This window comes from Streptomyces sp. NPDC086777 (assembly GCF_040702065.1).
Lineage (GTDB): Bacteria > Actinomycetota > Actinomycetes > Streptomycetales > Streptomycetaceae > Streptomyces.
This window is the reverse complement of record NZ_JBFBJI010000001.1, coordinates 1-23,372: the sequence shown is the minus strand read 5'-3', so window position 1 is coordinate 23,372 and position 23,372 is coordinate 1. Positions and strand designations below refer to the sequence as shown.

Annotated in this window: 22 protein-coding genes; 12 read left to right on the top strand and 10 right to left on the bottom strand. The window is 71.0% G+C overall.

Annotated elements, in window-relative coordinates; genetic code table 11:
- Positions 1 to 83 precede the first annotated feature (83 nt).
- On the top strand, positions 84 to 1,379 hold the full coding sequence (locus AB0472_RS00110) for an MFS transporter (protein ID WP_366351957.1): 1,296 nt from the start codon (positions 84 to 86) through the stop codon (positions 1,377 to 1,379).
- Here the strand turns inward: AB0472_RS00110 and AB0472_RS00105 are convergent, their stop codons facing one another.
- Positions 1,380 to 1,613, bottom strand: coding sequence for a hypothetical protein (locus AB0472_RS00105; protein WP_366351955.1), 234 nt, complete (start codon positions 1,611 to 1,613; stop codon positions 1,380 to 1,382).
- 58 nt (positions 1,614 to 1,671) lie between these two features.
- Here AB0472_RS00105 and map point away from each other — a divergent pair, with 58 nt between their 5' ends.
- A complete protein-coding gene (gene map / locus AB0472_RS00100; protein WP_352353841.1) occupies positions 1,672 to 2,529 on the top strand; it encodes a type I methionyl aminopeptidase in 858 nt (285 codons plus the stop codon).
- Positions 2,530 to 2,677: 148 nt separating this feature from the next.
- Positions 2,678 to 3,325, top strand: a complete 648-nt coding sequence (locus tag AB0472_RS00095) for a biliverdin-producing heme oxygenase (protein WP_366351954.1) — start codon at positions 2,678 to 2,680, stop codon at positions 3,323 to 3,325.
- Positions 3,326 to 3,334: 9 nt separating this feature from the next.
- Here the strand turns inward: AB0472_RS00095 and AB0472_RS00090 are convergent, their stop codons facing one another.
- Positions 3,335 to 4,135, bottom strand: a complete 801-nt coding sequence (locus tag AB0472_RS00090) for a site-2 protease family protein (RefSeq protein WP_366351952.1) — start codon at positions 4,133 to 4,135, stop codon at positions 3,335 to 3,337.
- A 246-nt stretch (positions 4,136 to 4,381) separates the two neighbouring features.
- Here AB0472_RS00090 and AB0472_RS00085 point away from each other — a divergent pair, with 246 nt between their 5' ends.
- Positions 4,382 to 7,654, top strand: a complete 3,273-nt coding sequence (locus tag AB0472_RS00085; RefSeq protein ID WP_366351950.1) for a BTAD domain-containing putative transcriptional regulator — start codon at positions 4,382 to 4,384, stop codon at positions 7,652 to 7,654.
- Between the two features lie 29 nt (positions 7,655 to 7,683).
- Here AB0472_RS00085 and AB0472_RS00080 read toward each other — a convergent pair whose 3' ends face one another.
- The 3 genes from AB0472_RS00080 to panB all read right to left on the bottom strand — a co-directional run bounded on the left by AB0472_RS00080 (position 7,684) and on the right by panB (position 10,750).
- Positions 7,684 to 8,499 (bottom strand): ABC transporter permease, encoded by an 816-nt coding sequence (locus AB0472_RS00080; RefSeq protein WP_366351948.1) that lies wholly within the window; start codon positions 8,497 to 8,499, stop codon positions 7,684 to 7,686.
- On the bottom strand, positions 8,496 to 9,503 hold the full coding sequence (locus AB0472_RS00075; protein WP_366351946.1) for an ATP-binding cassette domain-containing protein: 1,008 nt from the start codon (positions 9,501 to 9,503) through the stop codon (positions 8,496 to 8,498). The genes AB0472_RS00080 and AB0472_RS00075 overlap by 4 nt, the downstream gene beginning before the upstream one ends.
- Positions 9,504 to 9,874: 371 nt before the next feature.
- Positions 9,875 to 10,750, bottom strand: a complete 876-nt coding sequence (gene panB / locus AB0472_RS00070) for a 3-methyl-2-oxobutanoate hydroxymethyltransferase (protein ID WP_366351944.1) — start codon at positions 10,748 to 10,750, stop codon at positions 9,875 to 9,877.
- Positions 10,751 to 10,964: 214 nt separating this feature from the next.
- Between panB and AB0472_RS00065 the strand changes: the two genes are divergently transcribed.
- The 5 genes from AB0472_RS00065 to AB0472_RS00045 all read left to right on the top strand — a co-directional run bounded on the left by AB0472_RS00065 (position 10,965) and on the right by AB0472_RS00045 (position 17,174).
- On the top strand, positions 10,965 to 12,563 hold the full coding sequence (locus AB0472_RS00065; RefSeq protein ID WP_366351942.1) for an MFS transporter: 1,599 nt from the start codon (positions 10,965 to 10,967) through the stop codon (positions 12,561 to 12,563).
- A 190-nt stretch (positions 12,564 to 12,753) separates the two neighbouring features.
- A complete protein-coding gene (locus tag AB0472_RS00060; RefSeq protein WP_366351940.1) occupies positions 12,754 to 13,377 on the top strand; it encodes a TetR/AcrR family transcriptional regulator in 624 nt (207 codons plus the stop codon).
- Positions 13,378 to 13,556: 179 nt separating this feature from the next.
- Positions 13,557 to 14,609 carry an endonuclease/exonuclease/phosphatase family protein gene (locus AB0472_RS00055; RefSeq protein ID WP_366351938.1) on the top strand — a complete coding sequence of 351 codons (1,053 nt, stop codon included), beginning with the start codon at positions 13,557 to 13,559 and terminating at the stop codon, positions 14,607 to 14,609.
- 148 nt (positions 14,610 to 14,757) lie between these two features.
- Positions 14,758 to 15,978: an MFS transporter gene (locus AB0472_RS00050; protein ID WP_366351936.1), complete on the top strand. Its 1,221-nt coding sequence runs from the start codon at positions 14,758 to 14,760 to the stop codon at positions 15,976 to 15,978.
- 122 nt (positions 15,979 to 16,100) lie between these two features.
- Positions 16,101 to 17,174: an alpha/beta hydrolase gene (locus AB0472_RS00045; protein WP_366351934.1), complete on the top strand. Its 1,074-nt coding sequence runs from the start codon at positions 16,101 to 16,103 to the stop codon at positions 17,172 to 17,174.
- A gap of 48 nt (positions 17,175 to 17,222) precedes the next feature.
- Here the strand turns inward: AB0472_RS00045 and AB0472_RS00040 are convergent, their stop codons facing one another.
- Both AB0472_RS00040 and AB0472_RS00035 read right to left on the bottom strand, forming a co-directional pair.
- A complete protein-coding gene (locus AB0472_RS00040; RefSeq protein WP_366351932.1) occupies positions 17,223 to 17,579 on the bottom strand; it encodes an ATP-binding protein in 357 nt (118 codons plus the stop codon).
- Positions 17,576 to 17,797: a hypothetical protein gene (locus AB0472_RS00035; protein WP_366351930.1), complete on the bottom strand. Its 222-nt coding sequence runs from the start codon at positions 17,795 to 17,797 to the stop codon at positions 17,576 to 17,578. The genes AB0472_RS00040 and AB0472_RS00035 overlap by 4 nt, the downstream gene beginning before the upstream one ends.
- Positions 17,798 to 17,930: 133 nt before the next feature.
- Here AB0472_RS00035 and AB0472_RS00030 point away from each other — a divergent pair, with 133 nt between their 5' ends.
- On the top strand, positions 17,931 to 18,794 hold the full coding sequence (locus tag AB0472_RS00030; protein WP_366351928.1) for a helix-turn-helix transcriptional regulator: 864 nt from the start codon (positions 17,931 to 17,933) through the stop codon (positions 18,792 to 18,794).
- Entirely contained in the window at positions 18,766 to 18,960 is a 195-nt protein-coding gene (locus AB0472_RS00025) for a DUF397 domain-containing protein (RefSeq protein WP_366351927.1), read from the top strand. The genes AB0472_RS00030 and AB0472_RS00025 overlap by 29 nt, the downstream gene beginning before the upstream one ends.
- 71 nt (positions 18,961 to 19,031) lie before the next feature.
- Here AB0472_RS00025 and AB0472_RS00020 read toward each other — a convergent pair whose 3' ends face one another.
- The 3 genes from AB0472_RS00020 to AB0472_RS00010 form a co-directional block, all read right to left on the bottom strand.
- Positions 19,032 to 20,993, bottom strand: coding sequence for a S53 family peptidase (locus tag AB0472_RS00020; RefSeq protein ID WP_366351925.1), 1,962 nt, complete (start codon positions 20,991 to 20,993; stop codon positions 19,032 to 19,034).
- A gap of 285 nt (positions 20,994 to 21,278) precedes the next feature.
- Positions 21,279 to 21,914 (bottom strand): DUF305 domain-containing protein, encoded by a 636-nt coding sequence (locus tag AB0472_RS00015; protein ID WP_366351923.1) that lies wholly within the window; start codon positions 21,912 to 21,914, stop codon positions 21,279 to 21,281.
- Between the two features lies 1 nt (position 21,915).
- On the bottom strand, positions 21,916 to 22,587 hold the full coding sequence (locus tag AB0472_RS00010; protein WP_366351921.1) for a DUF3105 domain-containing protein: 672 nt from the start codon (positions 22,585 to 22,587) through the stop codon (positions 21,916 to 21,918).
- 168 nt (positions 22,588 to 22,755) lie between these two features.
- On the opposite strand from AB0472_RS00010, the gene AB0472_RS00005 reads away from it, so the two are divergent.
- Positions 22,756 to 23,202: an Rrf2 family transcriptional regulator gene (locus tag AB0472_RS00005; RefSeq protein WP_366351919.1), complete on the top strand. Its 447-nt coding sequence runs from the start codon at positions 22,756 to 22,758 to the stop codon at positions 23,200 to 23,202.
- Positions 23,203 to 23,372: the final 170 nt, after the last annotated feature.

The window sequence follows — 23,372 nt, the reverse complement described above, 5'->3', positions numbered from 1 at the left end:
AACTGCGCGACCAGCCCCCACCGGGCCGCGGCCGGGCGAAAAGTGTTTGCTCCCGCCGAGCGCAGCGATCAGCATGGGCCAGCGTGAGTCTCCTCCCCGACCTGACCCCCTGGAAGGCCTCCGTCGACTTCCGGCGGTTGTGGGTCTCCGGTCTGATCAGCAACTTCGGCAGCTTCCTGACGTTCGTCGCGCTTCCGGTGCAGATCAAGGACCTCACCGGCTCCGCGGCCGCCGTGGGCGCCATCGGCGCCGTCGAACTGCTCCCGCTCATCGTCTTCGGCCTCTACGGCGGTGCCCTCGCCGACGCCCTCGACAAGCGCGCCGTGATCGTCCGGACCGAGGCCGCTCAGGGGCTGCTCTGTGTGGGCCTGCTGGTCAACGCGCTGCTGCCGCACCCGGCGGTCTGGCCGCTGTACGTGGTCGCGGCCCTGTCCGCCGCCCTCGTCTCGGTCCAGCGCCCCGCCCTCGACTCCCTGCTGCCGAGGATCGTCGCCCACGACGACCTTCCGGCCGCCGCGGCCCTCAACTCCTTCCGCTGGACGGTCGGCGGCGTCGCGGGACCCGCCGTCGCCGGCCTGGTCGTGGCCTACGCGGGCCTCGGCTGGGCGTACGGCACCGACCTCGTCACGTTCGTCGTCTCCGTCGCCCTGGTCGTCGGCATCGCGCCGTCCCCGGCGTCCCACGAGGCCGCGAAACCCTCCCTGCGCTCGATCGCCGAGGGCGCCCGCTACGCCTGGAACCGCAAGGAACTCCTCGGCACCTACGCGGTCGACCTCGCCGCGATGTTCCTGGCGATGCCGCTCGCCGTGCTGCCCTTCCTCGCCGACGAACTGGACGCGGACTGGTCGCTCGGCCTGATGTACGCGAGCATCCCGGCCGGCTCCCTCCTCGTGGGCCTGGTCAGCGGCTGGACCTCACGGGTGCGCCGGCACGGGCGGATGGTGGTGCTGTCGGCCGCGCTGTGGGGCCTCGCGATCGCCGCCGCCGGCGCCGTGGCGAACGTGTGGCTGGTCCTGCTCCTCCTCGCCGTCGCCGGCGGCTGCGACATGGTCAGCGGGATCTTCCGGGCCGCGATGTGGAACCAGACGATCCCCGACGAGCTGCGCGGCCGCCTCGCCGGGATCGAACTGCTGTCGTACTCGGTGGGCCCCACCCTCGGCCAGGTCCGCTCCGGGGCCATGGCCGGCCGGTTCGGCGTGCGGGCGTCCGTCGGCGTGGGCGGCCTGTTCTGCACCGCCGCGGTCGGCCTGCTGGCCCTGTGCCTGCCCGCCCTGATGTCCTACGACGCGCAGACGAACGAACACGCCGTACGGCTGCGCGCCCGGCGCACCGCCGGAGCCGCGCCCGGCCTCGCGGCCGACTCCGCCCAGCCCTCCTGATCAGCCCTCGTCGGAGGAGTCCCCGGCCGGCGCGTCGTGCCACCGCGGGTCGTTCTCCCACTGGAGGTTGCGCTCCCGCGCGATCTCCATCGCGTGCTCGGCCTCCGCCCGGGTGGCGTAAGGGCCGAACCGGTCCTTGGCGGGGCACTCGGGCCCCTCCTCGACCTTCTGATGCTGCAGGCAGTAGAACCACTCGCCCGCCTTCGCGACGGTCCGCTTCTTGAACAGGGCCATGTCCAGCTCCTCTCGCCATCCACATGTTCCCCCATGCCCGCTGGTTAGACTCGCTGGCATGTCTGGCCAGTCGCTGCTCGTACCAGGGGAGCTCTCTCCCACCCGTTCGGTACCCGGAAACATCCGCCGCCCCGAGTACGTCGGCAAACCCGCGCCGACCCCGTACACCGGGCCGGAGGTGCAGACCCCGGAGACCATCGAGGCGATGCGGATCGCCGGCCGTATCGCCGCCCGGGCGATGGAGGAGGCCGCGAAGATCATCGCACCGGGAGTGACGACGGACGAACTCGACAGGGTGGCGCACGCGTACATGTGCGACCACGGGGCCTACCCCTCGACGCTCGGCTACCGCGGTTTCCCCAAGTCCCTGTGCACCAGCGTCAACGAGGTCATCTGCCACGGCATTCCGGACTCGACGGTGCTGCAGGACGGTGACATCGTCAACCTGGACGTGACCGCGTACATCGGCGGGGTGCACGGCGACAACAACGCCACCTACCTGGTCGGGGACGTCGACGACGAGAGCCGGCTGCTTGTGGAGCGGACCCGGGAGTCCCTGAACCGGGCGATCAAGGCGGTCCGGCCGGGCCGGCAGATCAACATCATCGGCCGGGTCATCGAGTCGTACGCGAAGCGCTTCGGGTACGGGGTGGTACGGGACTTCACCGGCCACGGGATCAACTCGTCGTTCCACTCGGGGCTGATCATCCCGCACTACGACAGCCCGCACGCGACGACCGTGATGCAGCCCGGGATGACCTTCACGATCGAGCCGATGCTGACGCTCGGGACGCACGAGTACGACATGTGGGACGACGGCTGGACCGTCGTCACCAAGGACCGCAGGCGCACCGCGCAGTTCGAGCACACGCTGGTGGTGACGGACACCGGCGCGGAGATCCTGACCCTGCCGTAACCCCCCGCTGCTGCCGCCGGGCCCGTCCTCCCTTCGGAGGGCGGGCCTTTTTCCGGTACGCTTTTGCCGACAAGGTGTCGGTAACTTTACCGACGAAGCGTCGGCAAGGATATTGACTTAGGTAAGCCTTACCTTAGAGGGTGTTGCCGTGAACTCCTTCTCGACACTCATCCGCACCGCGTCCCACGAGCAGCACGTGGAGGCGGAGACCTCGACGTTCATGAGCGACCTGCTGGGCGGCGGGCTCGGCGTGGAGGCCTACGCCCGCTACACCGAGCAGCTGTGGTTCGTGTACGAGGCGCTGGAGGGCGCGGCCGGGCGGCTGGCGTCGGACCCGGTGGCCGGGCCGTTCGTGCGGCCCGAGCTGTTCCGGCTGGCCGCGCTGGAGCGGGACCTGGCACACCTGCACGGGGCCGGGTGGCGGACCGGGCGCACGGCGCTGCCGGCGACGCAGGAGTACGCGGCACGGGTGCGGGAGTGCGCCGAACGCTGGCCGGCCGGCTACGTCGCCCACCACTACACCCGCTACCTCGGCGACCTCTCCGGCGGCCAGATCATCCGCGACAGGGCCGAGCGGACCTGGGGTTTCGAGCGCAGGGGCGACGGCGTCCGGTTCTACGTCTTCGAGGACATCGCCAACCCGGCCGCCTTCAAGCGGGGTTACCGCGAGCTGCTGGACGCGGTGGACGCCGACGACCTGGAGAAGCAGCGCGTCGTCGCCGAGTGCAAGCGGGCCTTCGCCCTCAACACGGCGGTGTTCCGGGAACTGGGCGAGGAGTTCCCGCTGTCGGCCTGACCGCCGCCGCTACTGGCTGACCGAGCAGAAGTCGTCCGGCCCCTGCCAGAAGCGGTAGAGCTGCTGCCCGCAGTACTGGGAGAAGTCGTCGACGCCCAGGTGGCGCAGCAGTGCGTCGATCACGTCGAAGAACGCGCTGTTGATGGACGGCACCCACAGCAGCGCGAACACGAAGAGCAGGCCGAACGGGGCGAACGGCTCCACCTGACGCTTGATGCCGTACGACAGCCACGGCTCGACCACGCCGTAGCCGTCCAGCCCCGGCACCGGCAGGAAGTTCAGGATCGCGGCCGTGACCTGGAGCAGGGCGAGGAAGGCGAGCGCGAACCGGAAGTCGCGCGGGACGCCGTCCAGGGCGTCCAGCCAGAAGGGGGCGGTGCAGACGGCGGCGAAGACCACGTTGGTCAGCGGGCCGGCCGCGGAGATGAGGCTGTGCCGCCAGCGGCCCCGGATCCGGCTGCGCTCGATGAAGACCGCACCGCCGGGCAGACCGATCCCGCCCATGATCACGAACAGCACCGGGAGCACGATGCTCAGCAGGGCGTGTGTGTACTTCAGAGGGTTCAGGGTCAGGTAGCCCTTGGCGCCCACCGTGATGTCGCCGCCGTGCAGGGCGGTGCGCGCGTGCGCGTACTCGTGCAGGCAGAGCGAGACGATCCAGGCCGCCGTCACGAACAGGAACACGGCGACCCCGGGCTGCTCCGCGAACCCGGACCAGGTGGCCCACCCGGTGACCGCGGTGACGGCGAGGATCCCGACGAAGACGGGACTGATCCGCCGGTCGCTCGGGCGGGTGGTGGTGGCGGTCATGGCGCGGGGCTCCCGGGGCGCGTCGGTGGAGGTGGCGTGCGGGGTAGACCGTACAGGTGACAGGTGAAGAACGTGGTACGGGCCGCCGGAGGTTCCTGCCGGTCGTCGAAGTCGTCGGCGCACGCGGTCCGGCCCCTTCGGCGGGGGGATCGCCGTCCCCGCCGCCGACCGGACCCGCGCCCCCGATTCCGCCCGGTCCACGCGCATCCGAAACCCGCGGGCGGTGTCCGGGCGTCCCCGGGGACAATGGACCCCGTGCGCTACGCGATCCTCGGCACCACCCAGGCTCTCCGCCCCGACGGCACGGCCGTCCCCGTGGGCGGGGCACGGCTGCGTGCCCTGCTGACCGTGCTGGCGCTGCGGCCCGGCCGCGCGGTGCCCGCCGGGCTGCTCGTCGACGAGGTGTGGGGCGACGAGCCGCCGGCCGACGCCGGCGGAGCGCTGCAGGCGCTGGTCGGCCGGCTGCGCAGGGCGCTCGGCGCGGCCGCGATCGACTCCACCGACGGCGGCTACCGGCTCGCCGCCGTCCCCGACGACGTCGACCTGCACCGCTTCGAGCGGCTCACCGGCGAGGGCCTGCGCGCCCTCGCCGACGGCGACCCCGCCAAGGCGGCCACCGTCCTCGACGACGCCCTCGCCCTGTGGCACGGCCCGGCCCTGGCCGACCTGCCCGACCGCACCGCCGAGGCGGCCCGCGTCGACGTGCGCCGCCTGGACGCCCTGCGCGCCCGGCACACCGCCGCCCTCGCCCTCGGCCGGGCCGAGCAGTCGCTGCCCGAGCTGACCGCCCTGTGCGACGCCCACCCCCTCGACGAACCCCTCCAGGCACTGCGCCTGCGCGCCCTGCACAGCAGCGGCCGCACCGCCGAGGCGCTGGCCGCCTACGGCGACGTACGCCGGCTCCTCGCCGACCGCCTCGGCTCCGACCCGGGACCCGAGCTGCGCGCCCTGCACGGCGAGCTCCTCGACCCGGCCCCCGCGGCGGACGCACCGGCCCGCCCCGGCAACCTGCGCGCCCGGCTCACCTCCTTCGTCGGGCGCGAGGCCGACATCGAGGCCATCCGGGGCGACCTCGCCAACGCCCGGCTGGTCACCCTGCTCGGGCCCGGCGGGGCCGGCAAGACCCGGCTCTCGCAGGAGGCCGCCGAGACCCTGAAACACGCCCCGGACGGCGTCTGGCTGGCCGAGCTGGCCCCCGTGGACGACCCGGCCGACGTCCCCGAGGCCGTGCTCAGCGCGCTCGGCGCCCGCCAGGCCGTGCTGTACGGCGGCGGCGCCGAGGCCATGCGGGCCGCCGCCGACCGGCACGACGACCCGGTCGAGCGGCTCGTCGAGCACTGCGCCCGGCGCCGGATGGTGCTCGTCCTCGACAACTGCGAACACGTCGTCGACGCGGCCGCCGACCTGGCGGCGCGGCTCCTGGAGCGCTGCCCGGACCTGACGATCCTGGCCACCAGCCGCGAACCCCTCGGTGTACCTGGCGAGTTGCTGCGCCCGGTGGAGCCGCTGCCCGAGCCGGTGGCGCTGCGGCTGCTCGCCGAGCGGGGCGCCGCGGCCCGCCCCGGCTTCACGGTCGACGCCGACGACGAGACCGCGGCGGCCTGCGCCGAGATCTGCCGCCGCCTGGACGGACTTCCCCTCGCCATCGAACTGGCCGCGGCCCGGCTGCGGATGCTGACCCCGCGCCAGATAGCCGACCGGCTGGACGACCGCTTCCGGCTCCTCACCTCCGGCAGCCGCACCGTGCTGCCCCGCCAGCAGACCCTGCGCGCGGTCGTCGACTGGTCCTGGGACCTGCTGGACGCCGGTGAACGCGCCGTCCTCGGCCGCCTCTCCCTCTTCGCCGGCGGCTGCGACCTGGCCGCCGCCGAGGCCGTCTGCGGCCCCGCCGCCCTCGACTCGCTCGGCTCCCTGGTCGACAAGTCCCTGGTGGTGGCGGCCCCTTCGGGCGAGGCCGCGGACGGCGGCATGCGCTACCGGCTTCTGGAGACCGTCTCCGAGTACGCCGGCGAGCGCCTCGGCGAGAGCGGCGGACGCGCCGCCGCCGAGCGCGCCCACCTCACCTACTACCGCGAACTCGCCCGCACCAACGAACCGTTGCTGCGCGGCCCCGGCCAGCGGGCCGCCATCGCCCGGCTCCAGCTGGAGTACGAGAACCTGCGCACCGCGCTGCGGCACGCCATCGCCGTGCGGGACGAGCAGGAGGCGCTCTGCCTGCTCCACTCCCTCTTCTGGTACTGGCAGTTGCACGACCAGCGGATCGAGACCCGCACCTGGTGCGCCGACGTCATCGCCCTCGGCCCCGACCCGTTCGCCGCGCCGCTGCGCCGGGCCGAACCGGTGTGGCAGCGCTGCACCGACACCCCGCCGCCGTACACCGGAGAGGTCCTGGCCGAGGCCTGGCGCGGCGTGCACCTGGCGCATCTGGCCTGCATGGACACCGAACTGGACGTCTGGCAGACACCTGAGGCGCAGGTCAGACTGCATGCGGTCACCGAGGTCTACGAGCCCGGCCTGCCGCAGACCTGCCGGGCGCCGGGCATGTTCTGGTTCTTCGCCGTGATGCTGACCGGCGGCATGGACCGGCTGCGCGAGATCCTCGACGCCGCCGTCCGCACCTGCCGCGAGACGCCCGGCTACGAGTGGGAGCTGGCCGGGTCCCTCGCCATGCGTGCCAACCTGCTCGCCAACCGCACCGCCTGGGCGGGTGACGCCACCCGGGACGCCGACGAGGCGCTGGAGATCTTCCGGCGCCTCGGGGACGACTGGGGCACCGCCGAGGCCTTCTCCGGGCGCGCCGAGGCCCGCGAGCGCCGTGGCGACTACCTGGCGGCGGCCGCCGACTACGAGGCCGCCATCGAGCGGGTCGGCCGGCTCGGCGCCCGCGCCCAGACCGCCGTGCTGCACTCCCGCCTCGGCAGTGTGCTGATCGAGTCGGGCCAGACCGAGCGCGGGGAACGGCTGCTGCGCCAGGTCGTCGCCGACAACGAGGGCCTGAACAACGAGGCGATGCCCGCCGCCCGGCTCTTCCTCACCACCTGGCTCCTGCTGAGCGGCCGCGTCGCCGAGGCCCGCGAGCAGGTCCGGCTGGTGCGCAGCGAGTTCAAGATCTCCCACTTCGTGGTCTTCGACGCCCTGATCCTCACCCAGGAAGCCTGGGTGGACGCCCTCGACGACCTGCACGCGGAGGCCCTGGCCAGGCTGCGGAAAGCGGTGCGGCTCGCCGCCGACCCGCTGAGCGAGGCCATCACCCCGCATCTGACCTCCCTGTGCCTGACCGTCGCCGCGGTCGCCCTGGCCGGCCTCGACGGGGGTGCACGTGCCCTGGACGCCGCCCGCTGCCTGGGCGCCGCCGACGCCCTGCTGCCGCCCGGCCACCTCCAGGTCGGCCTGGAGCGCACGGCACGCGACCGGTCGGAGGTCCGGGTACGGGCCGCCCTCGCCGACGACCCCGCCTACGAGTCGGCGTACGCCGAGGGCGGTGGCCTCTCTCGTGCGGAGGCCACCGCCCTGCTCTGACGTCGTCCGGGTGAACTCCCCGGCGGGCGTCAGCTCTTCGTCCGGAACCGGTAGATCGCGTACGGTGCGGCCACCGCCGTGATCCCCACCGACCAGGCCAGCGTGACCCACAGGTCGTGGGCGACCGGGCCGCCGACCATCAGCCCGCGCGCCGCGTCGGCGAGCGTGGACAGCGGGTTGTAGTCGGTGAAGGCCTGCAGCCAGCCCGGCATCGACTTCGTCGGCGCGAAGATGGACGAGCCGAACTGCAGCGGGAACAGCACCAGGAACCCCATGGCCTGCACGGACTGGGCGTTCTTCAGGATCACGCCCAGGGTGAGGAACACCCACATGATCGAGGAGGCGAACACCGCGGACAGGCCCACCGCGGCGAACAGCCCGCCCCAGTGGTGGATGTGGAACCCGACGAGCACGGCGACGATCATCAGCACGGCGGTCGCGAACAGCATCCGCACCAGTTCCACCGAGATCTTCGCGAACAGCACCGAGCCGCGCCCGATCGGCAGCGACCGGAACCGGTCCATCACACCGGAGTTGAAGTCCTGGCTGAACCCGGTGCCGACGCCCTGCGAGAGCGTCATGCTCATCATCGCGATCATGCCCGGGATGACGTACTGGACGTAGCCGTCCTGGCCGCCGCCGAGCGCCTGCCCGATCGAGCCGCCGAAGACGTACACGAACAGCAGCGTGAAGACGACCGGCATCAGCAGGGCGTCGAACATCGACTCCGGGTCCTGCCGGATCCACAGCAGGTTGCGCCGGATCAGGGCCCCGGTGTGCCGGAGGTGCCCGCGCAGCGGGATCCGGACGTCGGTTGCGGTTGCGGTGGCGGTCGTGGCGCTCATACGGCGACCTCCTGACGGTCGTCGGTGGTCTCGGCGTTCTGCGGGGCACTGGCGCGGTGGCCGGTGAGGGACAGGAACACCTCGTCCAGGCTGGGCAGTTCGGTGACGATGGAGCTGATGGTGATCCCGCGGGCGGTGACGGCGCCGACCACGGCGGTCAGCTGCTCGTCGCTGAGGATCGGCACCAGCAGCGTGCCGTTCTCCGCGTCCACGGTGGTACCGGCGAGACCGGTGATGCCCAGCTCGTCGATCATGGCGGCGAGCGGCCGGACCTGCAGCGGGTCCACGGGGCGCACCCGCAGCGTCCGGCCGCCGACCTTCGCCTTCAGCTCCTCCACCCTGCCGTTCGCGATGACCTTCCCGCGGTCCACGACGGTCAGCTCGGAGGCGAGCTGCTCGGCCTCCTCCATGTACTGGGTGGTCAGCAGCACGGTCACGCCCTCGCCGACCATGGCCTTGACCTCGTCCCACACCTCGTTGCGGGTGCGCGGGTCGAGACCGGTGGTGGGCTCGTCCAGGAACAGCACCTGGGGGTGCCCGATCATCGAGGCGGCGAGGTCGAGCCGGCGGCGCATGCCACCGGAGTACGTGCTCGCGGGCCGCTTCGCGGCATCCGTCAGCGAGAACCGCTCCAGCAGCTCGTCGGCCCGGGCCCGCGCGTCCTTGCGCGGCAGGTCGAGCAGCCGCCCGATCATGTACAGGTTCTCCCAGCCCGGCAGCTTCTCGTCCACGGAGGCGTACTGCCCGGTCAGCCCGATCACCCGGCGCAGCTGCCGGGGCTGCCGCAGCACGTCGTACCCGGCGACGGTCGCCTCTCCCGCGTCGGGCTGCAGCAGCGTGGACAGGATCCGCACCAGGGTGGTCTTGCCGGCCCCGTTCGGCCCGAGCACGCCCATCACGGTGCCCTGGCGGACGTCCAGATCAACTCCGTCGAGTGCCTTGGTGTCGCCGTAGTGCTTCACCAGCCCCCGTACGGACACGGCGTTGTTGTCGATTCGCGTCATGGGACGTACGGTGCCAGGCCCCACCGACAAACCACCGACAGCCCGCCGACACCGACCGACAGCCCACCGATACACCGCCGACAGTTCGCCGATGCGTTGGTGACACACGGTCCGGGCAGCGCCCCGGTAGGACCCCGGCCTTCGGAACTGCGCGACCAGCCACCACGGCGCGGCAGACGACATCCGGCGCACCCCGCCGCAGAAGGCAGACAGCAGAAAGCAGATAGCAGGAAGCAGAAAGCGGACAGCCCGCCGACGGGGGAAGATCGGCGGGCTGTCCTCGGTGTTTCCGCAGTGGCTCTGTACCGCGCGGCCGGCCACGACGATGCGCAGACGGCGGACGGCGCGTCACGGCTGATCCGGCGGAGCGCTCAGTGGACGGAGTGCTCCTCCAGCGGGAACGTTCCGCCGACGACGTCCTCGGCGTAGGCCCTGGCCGCGTCGCCCATGACCTCGCGCAGGTCCGCGTACTTCTTCACGAACTTCGGGACCCGGCCCGAGGTCAGGCCGAGCATGTCCGTCCAGACCAGGACCTGTGCGTCGGTCTCGGGACCGGCGCCGATGCCGACGGTCGGGATGTGCAGTACCCGGGTCACCTCGGCGGCGAGCTCCGCCGGCACCAGTTCGAGCACGACCGCGAACGCGCCCGCGTCCTGGACCGACTTGGCGTCGCGCAACAGCTGCTGGGCCGCCTCCTCGCCACGGCCCTGCACGCGGTAGCCCATCGCGTTGACGGACTGCGGGGTGAGGCCGATGTGCGCCATCACGGGGATGCCGGACTCGACGAGCAGCCGGATCTGTTCGTGCGAGCGCTCACCGCCCTCCAGCTTGACCGCGCCGACACCGGCCTCCTTCACCAGGCGGGTCGCCGAGCGCAGCGCCTGCACCGGGCCCTCCTGGTAGGAGCCGAAGGGGAGGTCGCCGACGATCAGCGCCCGCTGGGTGCCGCGGACCACGGCCGCCGACAGCATCGTCATCTCGTCGAGGGTCACCGGGACCGTCGACTCGTAGCCCAGGTGACAGTTGCCGGCCGAGTCGCCGACCAGCAGTACCGGGATGCCGGACTCGTCGAAGACGGAGGCGGTCATCGCGTCGTACGCGGTGAGCATGGGCCACTTCTCGCCGCGCTCCTTGGCGAGGGCGATGTCGCGAACCGTGATGCGGCGGGTGCCCTTCCCCCCGTACAGCGTCCTGCTGCCGTCGGAGGGGCTGTTCTGCACAGTCTGGGCAGCCGAAAGCTGCGTCATGACAACGGCTCCTTCAAGTCATCTCGAGGCACCCTGACGGTGTCCCCGGATCCCTCTCATGGTGGCACTTCGTGCCGCCGTCGGCCAGAGGACCCCCCTGTGATCCATCGGTCACAGGCCGTCCCGCCCCCACTCTGTCGCGTTCCATAAAGTCCGGGTAAAGGAATTCAGATACGAGACGGTGCCGTATTGAAATGGCCCTAGGCTCGTCCGCATGACAACTCCTGCCGACCACGCTCCACCCGGTTCGCGCATACCCGAGGCGGTGCACCGGCGCCGCTGGGCGATCCTCGGCGTGCTCATGTTGAGCCTGCTGATCGTGGTGCTCGACAACTCGATCCTGAACGTCGCCGTCAAGACCATCTCCACTCCGGCCCCGGTCGGCCTCGGCGCCACCCAGAGCCAGCTGGAGTGGGCGATCAACGCCTACACCCTCGTCTTCGCGGGCCTGCTCTTCACCGCCGGGCTCGTCGGCGACCGCCTCGGCCGCAAGAAGGTGCTCATCGGCGGCCTCGTGGTCTTCGGTGTCGGCTCGGCCCTCGCCGCCGAGTCCGGCTCCGCGGACCAGCTGATCGCGTACCGCGCCCTGATGGCCCTCGGTGCCGCCTTCGTGATGCCCGCCACCCTCGCCGTCCTGATGAACGTCTTCGAGCGCCAGGAGCAGCCGAAGGCGATCGGCATCTGGGCCGGCGGCGTCGGTCTCGCCATCGCCATCGGCCCGATCACCGGCGGTGTGCTGCTCGACCACTTCTGGTGGGGCTCGGTCTTCCTGATCAACGTACCGATCGTGATCATCGCGCTCGTCCTGATGTTCTGGCTGGTCCCCGACTCCCGCGACCCGCGCCCCGGCCGCCTCGACCCCGTCGGCGTGGTGCTCTCCGTCGTCGGCCTGGTCCTGCTGGTCTACGGCATCATCAAGGGCGGCGAACTCGCCGACTTCACCGACGCCAAGGTGCTCGCCACCATCGCCGCGGGCGTCGTGGTGCTGGCCGGCTTCGTGATCTTCGAGAAGCGCAGCGACCATCCGTCCCTGGACGTCACCTACTTCAAGAACAAGGTCTTCTCGGCCGCCATGGCCGCCATCGCGCTGGTCTTCTTCGCGCTGATGGGCGTGACCTTCTTCTCCGTCTTCTACACCCAGAGCGTGCGCGGCTACTCGCCGCTGCAGTCCGGTCTGCTGCTGCTCCCGCTGGCCGCCGCGCAGATGATCTTCGCGCCGCGGGCCCGGCTGGTGGTGGACCGGATCGGCAACAAGGCCACCACCGCGGGCGGCCTGGTGCTGATCGCCGCCACCCTCGGCGCCTTCGCCACCTTCGAGGCGGACACCCCGATCTGGATCCTGGAGATCGTCTTCTTCCTGATGGGCACCGGGATGGCGCACATCATGACGCCGACCTCGGTCGTCATCATGCAGGCCCTGCCCCGCGAGAAGGCCGGTTCCGCCTCCGCGCTCAGCAACACCTTCCGCCAGGTCGGCGGCGCCCTCGGCATCGCCGTGCTCGGCTCGGTGCTGTCGACGTCGTACCGCAACGGCATCGAGGGCAAGCTCGGCGCGCTGCCGCCCGGGCTGCGCGATACCGCGGGCGAGTCCATCGAGGCCACGCTCGGCGTCGCCTCGAAGCTCGGAGCACAGGGCAAGGCCCTGGTCACCCCGGCCAACGATGCCTTCCTGCACGCCATGCACACCACCGCCCTGTGCGGCGCGGGCGTGGCGCTGATCGGCGCTGTGGTCGTGACCCTCTTCCTGCCGGGCAAGCCGCCGGCCGGTCAGCAGGGCGACCGGGAGCAGGAGCTGGTCGTCGCGGCGGAATGACCGGGAACGACCGCATGGTCGAACTGCTGAACTGCTGAACTGCTGAACGGACCGGCCGGCACCGGCAGGAACCACGGGGGAGACCGGGGGGACACCCCGGAGCCACGGGGAGAACCTCGTGGCGACCACGGGGGGACGCTTCGGCTGCGGGAGAATTCCCGCAGCCAGTGCACTGAGAGGACGGTACGACGTGACGCTTGCCGACAGCGGACCGCGGTCCATCACTCCGGCCCGCGGCCGCCCCCGCAGCGAGGCGGTGGAATTCGCCATCCTGGAAGGCGTGATGAAGCTCCTGGAGGACGGCGTCCCGCTCGCCGAGCTCTCCATCGAGAGAATCGCCCGGACCGCCGGCGTCGGCAAGGCCACCATCTACCGCCGCTGGAACGGCAAGGAGGAGCTCTTCGTCGACGTCATGCGCGCCGCCGAACCCCCCGACCCCGAACTCCCCGGCACCTCCATGCGCGACGACCTCGTGGTGCTGCTCGAATCGCTGCGCCGACGCGGTCTGATGAACCGTTCGTCGGCGATCCTGCACAACGTGTACGCCCAGATGAAGAGCAGCCCCCGCATCTGGAACGCCTATCACACCAACGTCGTCAACCCCCGGCGTGAACTGGGCAAGGAGGTGCTGCGCCGGGGCCAGCGCAACGGCGAACTCCGCGCCGACATCGACGTCGACCTGGCCAACGACATGTTCACAGGGCCGATGCTGCTCAGGGCCGTCCTGCGTCCGGACGCGGAACTCCCCGAGGGCCTGGCCGAGCAGATCGTCGACCAGGTGCTGTCGGGGCTGGGTCCCGTCCCGTCGCCCTAGCCAGTGTTCGCGTTTCGTCACAGACCCCTGCGACCCGCCGGTAACCGGAACCCCTCCCCTCGGGTTGTTCGTCATCCTCTTCCGTACGGCCGTCATGTGACGGCGGGAGAGAAGCCGATCATCCCCTAGGGTCGTATCCGGGGACGACGGTGTGCACGGCAGGTTGTGAGGCAGGCGGTATGGCGCAGCAGGCGTACATGACGGAGACGGACAACGGCGGCTCGGGACCCGAGCGGCGAGGAGACCGGTTCCGACGCCTGGTGGAACTGCTGCTGAAGGGCTGGCGAAACGATCCGCGCATCTGGCGCCGGGGCATCGTCACCGCCGTGGTGGGGCTGCTCCTCGCCGGAGTGATGCTGCTGCACTCCCGCATCCCCAACGCCGTCGGCAACCTCGGCAGTCTCACCGAGACCTTCCTGCCCTGGCTGGGCCTGCTGATCCCGGTCCTGCTCCTGGTCGGCTTCCTGCGCAGGTCGGCGACCGCGCTGATTGCCCTCGTCCTCCCGGCGATCGTCTGGCTGAACATGTTCGGCGGACTGCTCACCGACAAGCAGGGCACCGGCGGCGACTTCATGGTGGCCACCCACAACGTCAACGCCGACAACCCCGACCCGACCGGTACGGCCGCCCGGCTCGCCTCCTCGGGCGCCGACGTGCTCGCCCTGGAGGAGTTGACGGCGACGGCCGTGCCCACGTACCGGACCGCGCTGGCGTCGACGTACAAGTACCACGCGGTCGAGGGCACCGTCGGCCTGTGGAGCAAGTACCGGCTCACCGGCGTGAAGGCCGTCGACATCAAGCTCGGCTGGACGCGCGCGATGCGCGCCACGGTCGCCACCCCGGACGGCCCCGTCGCCGTCTACGTCGCCCATCTCCCGTCCGTACGCGTCAAGGTGAACGCCGGCTTCACCGCCCGGCAGCGTGACACGAGCGCGGACGCGCTGGGCGAGGCCATCGTCGACGAGACCCTGCCCCGGGTGATCCTCCTCGGCGACCTCAACGGCACGATGAACGACCGCTCCCTCAACGGGGTCACCTCGCAGATGCGCTCCACGCAGGGCGCGGCGGGCAGCGGCTTCGGGTTCAGCTGGCCGGCCGCGTTCCCGATGGCCCGCATCGACCAGATCATGGTCAAGGGCGTGGAGCCGGAGAGCTCGTGGACCCTGCCGAAGACCGGCAGTGACCACCTCCCGATCGCGGCACGTGTGAACCTGACCACATCGGGATCGTAAAAACCCCTGGTCGGCGACGTACTCGCGGCTTTGTAAGGACAATCGGACACCGCGCCGTAACCTGGCGGAATACTGGGGCTGGGACACTTTGTTCCGTAGCTGAACTTAGAACGCACGGAACCCTGCTCCCCGAAAGGCAAAGCCCTTCATGCCTCTGGCCCTGCTCGCCCTGGCCGTCGGCGCTTTTGGTCTCGGCACCACCGAATTCGTGATGATGGGCCTGCTGCCCGACGTCGCCGACGACCTTCACATCTCGATCCCCGCCGCCGGCCACCTGGTCTCGGCGTACGCCCTCGGCGTCGTCATCGGCGCCCCGCTCCTGGCCGCCCTCACCGCGCGGCTGCCCCGCCGCCGGGTGCTGATCTCCCTGATGGCCCTGTTCGTCGCGGGCAACGCGCTCTCGGCCCTCGCCCCCGGCTACGACTCCCTGCTCGCCGCCCGCTTCCTCAGCGGCCTCCCGCACGGCGCCTTCTTCGGCGTCGGCGCGGTCGTCGCCACCGGCCTGGTGGCACCGGAGCGCAAGGCCCGCTCGGTCTCCCTGATGTTCATGGGCCTGACCGTCGCCAACCTCGCGGGCGTGCCGGTGGCCACCCTCATGGGCCAGCACCTCGGCTGGCGGGCGACCTTCCTGGGCGTGAGCCTCATCGGCGTCGCGGCGATGGCCGCGGTGTTCTTCCTGATCCAGCCCACGCACGCGCCCGCCCCAGCCGCCGGCCTGCGCGGCGAACTCGCCGCCCTGCGCTCCCTCCCGGTCTGGCTGGCCCTCGCCACCACGGTCGTCGGCTTCGGCGCCCTGTTCTCCGCGTACAGCTACGTCACCCCGATGCTGACGGACGCCGCCGGTTACGCCGCCTCGGACGTCACCCTGCTCCTCGCCCTCTTCGGCGTCGGCGCCACCATCGGCAACCTCGTCGGCGGCCGCCTCGCCGACCACGCGATGCGCGGCACGCTCTTCGGCGGCCTGGCGTCGATGGTCGCGGTACTGCTGCTCTTCCCGGTCCTGATGCGAACGGAGTGGAGCGCGGCCCTCGCCGTCGTCCTGCTGGGCATCGCCGCCTTCGTCACCGGCTCACCGCTCCAGCTGATGGTCATGGAACGCGCCTCCGCCGGCCCCTCCCTCGCCTCCTCCGCCAACCAGGCCGCCTTCAACCTCGCCAACGCCGGCGGCGCCTGGATCGGCGGCGTCGCCCTGGCCGCGGGCTTCGGCGTCACCTCCCCGGCCGTCGCGGGCGCGGCCCTCGCCGTCCTGGGCCTGGGCGTCGCGAGCGTGGCGTACGCGGTGGACCGGGGCCGGCACGCCACGTCGACGGGTCATGTGCGGGTGGTCGCGTCGCACGTGCCGGAGCCCGCCCGGACCGTGCACTCCTGACCCGTCGCCCGCCACCGCGCACCGCGCGCCCCGGTCGGTCCGGGCGGGCGGGCCTGCCGACTCGCACCTACGATGGACTGCGGGTTCCGCCTTGCTCGGACACGACAGGAGGTTCCCGGAAGATGGACAGACGAGCCTTCGGCAAGGTCGTCGGCGCGGGCGTGACCGGCACGGCGGCGGCTTCGGCGGCCGGAGCGCACCGTGCTTCCGCGGCCCGGGCGAGCGCCGGCGGCGGCGCCCGTACCGGCGGGGACGCGGCCGCGCGGGAGACGGCAGCGGCCCCAGGGCCCTCCTTCGGCCCGCTGCGGCAGATCCGCGCCGGCGAGCTGAACGTCGGCTACGCGGAGGCAGGCCCCGCCCACGGTCCGGTGGTGCTCCTGCTGCACGGCTGGCCGTACGACATCCACAGCTTCGAGGCGGCGACGCCGCTGCTGACCGTACACGGCTACCGCGTCATCGTGCCCTACCTGCGCGGCTACGGGACGACCACGTTCCTGTCCCCGAAGACGTTCCGCAACGGCGAGCAGGCGGTGGTCGCACTGGACACCGTCGCGCTGATGGACGCGCTGCACGTCGAGCGGGCGGTGATCGGCGGCTTCGACTGGGGCGGGCGCACCGCCGGCATCGTCGCCGCGCAGTGGCCGGAACGCTGCAAGGCCCTCGTCTCCATGGGCGGTTATCTCATCCTCGACCGGAAGACGCTGCGCCGGCCGCTGCCCCCGGTCAAGGAGTACGCGTTCTGGTACCAGTACTACTTCTGCACCGACCGGGGCGAGCTGGGCCTCAAGGAGTACCGGCACGACCTCGCCGAGCTCGTCTGGCGCAACGCCTCGCCGACCTGGCACTTCAGCGGCGCCACCTTCGAGCGCACCGCCAAGGCGTTCGACAACCCCGACTACGTGCCCGTCGTCATCAGCAACTACCGCTGGCGGCTCGAACTGGCCCCCGGCGACCCGCGGTACGCCGACCTGGAGGCACGGCTGGCCGAGGGTCCGGCCATCCATGTGCCCACCGTCGGGCTCGACGGCGAGCTGGATCCCTTCACGGCGCCCGGCGGCGACGCCTCCTACCGCGACAAGTACACCGGGCCGTACGTCCACCGCACGCTCAAGGGCGTCGGTCACAACGTTCCGCAGGAGGCGCCCGCCGCTTTCGCGCAGGCGGTCCTGGAGGCCGACCGCATGGCGCGGGCCTGACCGGTCGGAGCAGCGCGATCGGGCCGCCAGGGGCGGCTTCGGCGGGACTCAGTTCCGCAGCTCGCACCAGACCGTCTTGCGGTCCCGCCCCCGCTCCACGCCCCACCGGTCGGCAAGCGCGGCCAGGAGGAGCAGCCCCCGGCCCGACTCCTCCGCCGCGGTGGCGGACCGCAGGGCGGGCGACGTGCCGGGGGCGGGGTCGGTCACCTCGATACGGGTGTGGCCGAGCGACGCCGCAGGGATCACGCGGACCGTCACGGGTGCGCCCTCGCCCACGTGGTCGATGACGTTCGTCAGCAACTCCGTCGCACACAGCCGTACTTCGAAGGTGTGGTGGCGGAGCCGGTGCCGTAGTTCCGGTGCGGCCTTCGGGGTGGCGAGGAGGCGGAGTTCGAGGTGCGTCATCGTTCCGCCGTCTTCCTGAGCGCGTCGGCGAGGGCCCGTGCCGTCGCCGTGTTGCAGTTCCCGAGCGCGACGAGGCCGGCGGGCGGGCCGTACCTGCCCGCGAAGCTCGGCAGGTCGACGCGGAGGGACGGCAGCGTGATGCCGTGCCCGGCGAGGGCGGCGCGGAGGTCCTCGACGCAGAGGGTGACGTCGTAGGCGGTGGGGGAGGGGTCGGGCATCAGGACGGGCCACCTTCTGTGCGGTGTGTGACGAACACCTCACAGCCTGTCGATCGCTCCGCTACCGTGGAAGAGCATTCACGTCCGCGACGCGAACTGCGGAAACGGCCCCATGAGTTACGGCGGTGAACGCGTGGCCCGACGCAAGGACATCGACGGCTCCTCGAGCGTCCCCGGCCTCTACGGCAAGGAGTTGCGCTGGAAGCGGGAGGCGGCCGGGCTGTCCCTGGAGAAGCTGGTCGAGGGCAGCTTCTACGGCAAGTCCCACCTCAGCGACATCGAACGCGGCGAGCGCCGCATGCCGTTGGAACTGGCCCGGCATGTGGATCGCGTGCTGGGAACGGACGGGTACTTCGAGCGGCATTGCGAGGACGTGCGGAGGGCCCGGCGGGGGCCGCATGCGGCGTATTTCGAGAAGGCGCTGGAGGCGGAAAGGCACGCGGAGTCCATCGAGTTGTGGTCCCCCAGTATTTTTCCCGGGCTGCTCCAGACTGCTCCGTATGCGCGAGCGCTGGTCTGGGCGGCTCATCCGGCAGCGGTCGACGACTGGGTCGAGGAGAAGGTGCAAGCACGTCTCGCCCGCGCCAGCCTCTTCGACGAGGACCACTCCACCCCCGAGTATTGGGCGATCCTGCACGAGTCACTGCTGACGGACACGATCCTGCCGCCGCAGGAGATGGCCTATCAACTGGACCGCGTGGCGGAGCTGGCCGGACGCCGTCGGATCGTTCCGCAGATCGTTCTGCGGAAGGCCGGGGCGTATCCCTTGATGGCGGCCTCCATCATGGTCATGACCTTCCCCGAGGCGCCGCCGCTGGTCTACACGGAGGCGTCCTACAGCGGCGACACCATCGACGATCCGGCCCTCGTGAAGCAGTACCGCAAGGCATACGATCGGCTCAGGGCCGTCGCACTGTCACCGGAGGCGTCCCTGGCCAAGATCGAGGCAGCGGCAGGGGATTATCGAAATGGCAAGCAGCCGGATCGACTTGAGTGACGCGCTCTGGATCAAGAGCAGTTACAGCAATGGCGACGGCGGTGAATGTGTCGAGGTCGCCGACATCCCCGGCCTCGTCCCCGTCCGCGACTCCAAGTCCCCCGAGGGCCCGGTGCTCGTCCTCCGTGCCGCCGCCTGGGCCCCTTTCGTCGCCTTCCTCAAATAGCCCAGCACAAAGGGGCGTGAGGTCTCCGAAGACCCCACGCCCCTTTGTCGGCCGAGCCGCCGCGCAGCGGGTCAGTGCTTGCGGTGTGCCTTCGCCGGCTTGTACGAGTCGACGTAGCCGTTGGCCGGGGTGCCGACGCCGGTGACGTCGTCGTAGCCCTTGACCGCGGACAGGGAGCTGTCCTTGCCGAGGCTGCGGACCGAGGTCAGCAGGCCGCCGGTGGCGTCGTAGCCGTTGGCGAAGTCGACGCGGGCGACCGCGAGGTCCTTGCCGGTCGGCTTGTCCGTGACGTCGTGGTAGACCTTCGTCCCGTACTTGGAGTAGATCAGCGGGTTGGCGAAACCGATCGCCTGACCGCGTGCCTCCTGGGCGAGGGCCTGGACCGCGGCGATGACCGGAGCGGCCAGCGACGTGCCGCCGATGCGGTACTCGCTGTACGCCTCGGTGCCGTCCGCCTGGGTCTGGGTCTGGCCGACCTTGAAGCCGGTGTTGGGGTCGGCGATCGCCGAGATGTCCGGGACCACGCGGTTGCCGGTCCTGCTGTTGGCCTTCGCGAGGGAGTCCGGGACGACGCCCTTCTGGTAGTACGGCTCGTTGACCGTCTTGCTGGTGCCGCCGCCCGCGCCCGAGGTGAACGGGCCGGGGAAGCCGGTCCAGCTCTTGCCGTCGGCCGACAGCGAGGCCTTCTCGGTGCCCCAGCCGGTCTCCCACAGGTACTTGTCGCCCTTGCCGACGGCGAGGGAGGTACCGCCGACCGCGGTCACCCAGGCGGAGTTGGCCGGCGTGTCGACCTGCTTCGTCTTGGTGTGGGCGACCTCGTCGCCGTTGTCACCGGAGGAGAAGTAGAAGCCGATGCCCTGCACCGCGCCCAGCTGGAAGACCTGGTCGTAGGCGGCCTGGACGTCCGGGGTCTCGTTGCCCTCGATGTCGCCCCACGAGTTGGAGACGATGTCGGCGAGGTGGTTGTCGACGACCTTGCTGAGCGCGTCCAGCAGGTCGCTGTCCTGGCAGGACGCGGCGCCCACGTAGGTGACGTCGGCGTCCGGCGCGACCGCGTGCACGGCCTCGACGTCGAGGGTCTCCTCGCCGTACCAGCCGGAGGCGTCGCACTCGTCGGCGCCGGTGTCCGTGTAGTTCGAGGGCAGCACCTGGTGCAGCTGGCTCGTCTTCCACGAGGCGTCGCCGTGCGCCTTGGCGTAGGTGCCGGCGTCGAAGGCGATGGTCGGCGAGGCGAACGCGTCGGTGATCGCGACGCGCACGTGCTTGCCGGTGTACTCGCCGGCGCCGTAGGCGGCCCGCAGCTGCTTGCCGGTGTAGCCCTCGACGGCGTACGGGATCTTCGAGCCGTACGCGCTGGGCAGCGTGCTCGCGGTGTTCGAGCCGTAGTACGACGAGAACGGACCGGCGTTCTTGAACACGGTGGCCGGGGGCGGCAGCGTGTCGTCGTGGGTCGCCTTGTGCGGCGCGTTGTCCAGGCCGGTGACGGTCAGGACGGCGTCGCTCACGGAGGCCGGCACGGTCGCCGTGGCCGCCGGGGCGCGGTAGGTCTTGGAGCCCTTGGCGTAGTTGTGCAGCTGGGTGCCGAACGCCTTCTCGGCGGCGGACACGTCGCCGGAGACGGCGATGTAGTGCTGGGTGACCTCGGTGACCTTCAGGCCGGACGCGGTCAGCCAGGCCTTGACGGCCTTCACCTGGGCCTTGGTGGCCCCGTAGCGGGCCTGCGCCTGCTTGGCGCTGAGGTACTTGCCGTAGAGCGGCGAGCTGGGGTCGGACACCGCCTTCGCGTAGGCCGCGAGGCCCTTGGCGTCCTGGCCGGCGAGGTAGACCCGGGCCTTGATCTGGGCGCTGTTCGAGGTGGCGCCCTTGTCCGCCTTGGCCGTGGCCCACGTGGGCTTGGTGCCCTTCAGGCTGTCACGGGCCGGACTGTCCGCGGCGTGCGCCGCGGGTATGCCGAGTGCGAGCGCGCCGGCGATCATCGGCAGTGTCGCTGCCATGCTCACGCTGGCCCGCACCTTGGCACGGTTGGATCTCATACTGCCCCCTGCTATGCGGTTCGACGCATGGAGTGGTCGGTCATCCGTGATCACCAGGAGGCCTGCGGCGGAACGGCCCGTGAATGGATCACACGGTCGACGTCACTCTTTCGGTGAACTGTTCATGCCAGGGGAATGAGAAACCCAAGGAAGTCCCAAGTGGGCGTTGATTAGGGGCTTTTGGTGGTGTTTCGGCGGCGCGCAGAACATTACAGATCGGTTGCGATTGTTGTCGAAACCTTGCAGTGCCGTTAAGTCGACAAATCGCCCACCATGTACCGGAGTTCAGTCGCGCGGCTGCGCGCCCCGCTCCTCGAGCATCTGCTTCATCGTCGCCAGCTCCGACTGCTGGGCGTCCACCATCCCCTGGGCGAGACTCCTCTCCACCGCGACGGTGCACTTGGCCACGCACCCCTCGGCCATGTGGATGCCGCCCTTGTGGTGGTCCGTCATCAGCTGGAGGTAGAAGATCTCCGCCTGTTTGCCGTTCAGGGTGCCCAGCTTCTTCAGCTCGGTGTCGGTCGCCATGCCCGGCATCAGCGACCCGTCCCCGCGCTCGGGCATGTCACCCATGCCCATCCATGACATCGGCGGTTTCGCGGACACCTTCGGCAGGTCCCACAGGGTCAGCCAGCCCAGCAGCATGCCGCGCTGGTTGGCCTGCGTCTGCGCGATGTCGTAGGCGAGCCGCCGCACTTCGGTGTTCGTCGTGCGGTCGCGGACGATGTACGACATCTCCACGGCCTGCTGGTGATGGACCGCCATGTCCCGCGCGAACCCCGCGTCCGCCCCCTCCGCGCTCGGGACCTTCAGGCCGCCGCCGGAGCCACCGCCGTCCTCGGCGACCGCGTAGGTGATCGCGCCGGCCGCGACCAGCACCGCCGCCGTCGTCCCGGCGATCCAGCCGATGTGCTTCCTCACGTCACATCGTCCCGCCGGTGCAGGAGGCCCCCGGCTCCGGGGTCTGCTTGCCCTGCACGTAGGTCGCGAAGAACTTGCCGACCTTCGGGTCGTCCGCGCTCGTCACGCTCAGCTGGTGACCCCACGCCGACAGCTCGATCGGGGAGGTCTGGTCCGTGTACGGGCTCATCAGCGAGTACGGCGTCGCCTTCACCTTCGCCGCCAGCTTGTCCACGTCGGACTTCTGCGCCTTGTCGGTGTACGTCACCCAGACCGCGCCGTGCTCCAGGGCGTGCACGGCGTTCTCGTCCTTCACGGCCTTGGTGTAGACGTTGCCGTTGCAGTTCAGCCACACCGGGTTGTGGTTGCCGCCGACCGGCGGGTGCATCGGGTACTTCACGGTCCCCGTGACGTGGGTGCGGGACAGCTTGCCCGTCCAGGTCCGCACGCCGTCGCTGCCGGTGACGAAGTGCCCGGAGTCCCCGGAACCGCCCTTCGCGTCGCTCGCGCTGTCGCTCTTGCCCGACTGCGAGTTCACGAGCACCACACCACCGACGACGAGACCGGCGACGACCACGACGCTCGCGCCGATCGTCAGGAACCGGTTGCGCCGCTCACGGGCCTGCTCGGCCCGCCGCATCTCCTCTATACGTGCCTTGCGGGCGGCGTTGGTGTTCTTCTTGGCGGTAGCCATGGGCCGTGTCCTTCTTGGGGGAAAGGGACGTGGAGGGTGGGGCCTGCTGATCGTAATGGGGGAGATGGGGTCAGCCGTAGGCAGGGCACAGGAAAGTCCTGTAAAGACCGGGTCCGACAGGAAACCGATAATTTGAATGTCGGATGCGTATTACCTACCCTGACCGGTATGCGGCTGTTGCGCTCCACCGACCTGGCCCTGCGCCTCCTGATGCGGCTCGCCGTCGCGGGCGACGCCAGCCCCACGACCCGCGAGGTCGCCGGTGACATGGACGTGCCGTACACGCACGCCGCGAAGGTGGTCGCCGAACTGCAGCACCTGGGGCTCGTCGACGCCCGGCGCGGCCGGGGCGGCGGGCTGACACTGAGCGGGAAGGGCCGTACCGCTTCGGTGGGGGCGCTGGTGCGGACCTTCGAGGGCGAGGGGGACGTGGTGGACTGCGAGGGTCCCACGCCGTGCCCCCTCAACTCCGCCTGCCGCCTGCGCGGTGCCCTGCGCCGGGCCCAGGAGGCGTTCTTCGCCTCGCTGGACCCGGTGACGGTGGCGGACATGGTGGCGGAGCCGACGGGGCCCCTGCTGCTCGGTATCTCCATGAGGGGGCCGGGGGCGGACTAGGGTCTCTCTGACCATTCCCGTCTGACCATTCCCGTCTGCCTCTCCCGTCTGCCTCGCAACCCCATGCGCGCTTCCCCAGAGGGGGTACCCCCACTCGCCGCACCGGGCGCAGACCCGAGTACGTCCCGTACGAGGGCCTGCGCCCGGCACGCCGAGAGCACGCACCTGAC

Bases quoted from the DNA above. Each gene is read 5' to 3' on its own strand.
- AB0472_RS00045 (WP_366351934.1), top strand. From the start codon at position 16,101: ATGGACAGACGAGCCTTCGGCAAGGTCGTCGGCGCGGGCGTGACCGGC.
- AB0472_RS00090 (WP_366351952.1), bottom strand. From the start codon at position 4,135: ATGACCGCCACCACCACCCGCCCGAGCGACCGGCGGATCAGTCCCGTC.
- AB0472_RS00075 (WP_366351946.1), bottom strand. From the start codon at position 9,503: ATGACGCGAATCGACAACAACGCCGTGTCCGTACGGGGGCTGGTGAAG.
- panB (WP_366351944.1), bottom strand. From the start codon at position 10,750: ATGACGCAGCTTTCGGCTGCCCAGACTGTGCAGAACAGCCCCTCCGAC.
- AB0472_RS00040 (WP_366351932.1), bottom strand. From the start codon at position 17,579: ATGACGCACCTCGAACTCCGCCTCCTCGCCACCCCGAAGGCCGCACCG.
- AB0472_RS00050 (WP_366351936.1), top strand. From the start codon at position 14,758: ATGCCTCTGGCCCTGCTCGCCCTGGCCGTCGGCGCTTTTGGTCTCGGC.
- AB0472_RS00065 (WP_366351942.1), top strand. From the start codon at position 10,965: ATGACAACTCCTGCCGACCACGCTCCACCCGGTTCGCGCATACCCGAG.
- AB0472_RS00005 (WP_366351919.1), top strand. From the start codon at position 22,756: ATGCGGCTGTTGCGCTCCACCGACCTGGCCCTGCGCCTCCTGATGCGG.
- AB0472_RS00010 (WP_366351921.1), bottom strand. From the start codon at position 22,587: ATGGCTACCGCCAAGAAGAACACCAACGCCGCCCGCAAGGCACGTATA.
- AB0472_RS00020 (WP_366351925.1), bottom strand. From the start codon at position 20,993: ATGAGATCCAACCGTGCCAAGGTGCGGGCCAGCGTGAGCATGGCAGCG.
- AB0472_RS00080 (WP_366351948.1), bottom strand. From the start codon at position 8,499: ATGAGCGCCACGACCGCCACCGCAACCGCAACCGACGTCCGGATCCCG.
- AB0472_RS00025 (WP_366351927.1), top strand. From the start codon at position 18,766: ATGGCAAGCAGCCGGATCGACTTGAGTGACGCGCTCTGGATCAAGAGC.
- AB0472_RS00085 (WP_366351950.1), top strand. From the start codon at position 4,382: ATGGACCCCGTGCGCTACGCGATCCTCGGCACCACCCAGGCTCTCCGC.
- map (WP_352353841.1), top strand. From the start codon at position 1,672: ATGTCTGGCCAGTCGCTGCTCGTACCAGGGGAGCTCTCTCCCACCCGT.
- AB0472_RS00105 (WP_366351955.1), bottom strand. From the start codon at position 1,613: ATGGCCCTGTTCAAGAAGCGGACCGTCGCGAAGGCGGGCGAGTGGTTC.
- AB0472_RS00035 (WP_366351930.1), bottom strand. From the start codon at position 17,797: ATGCCCGACCCCTCCCCCACCGCCTACGACGTCACCCTCTGCGTCGAG.
- AB0472_RS00055 (WP_366351938.1), top strand. From the start codon at position 13,557: ATGGCGCAGCAGGCGTACATGACGGAGACGGACAACGGCGGCTCGGGA.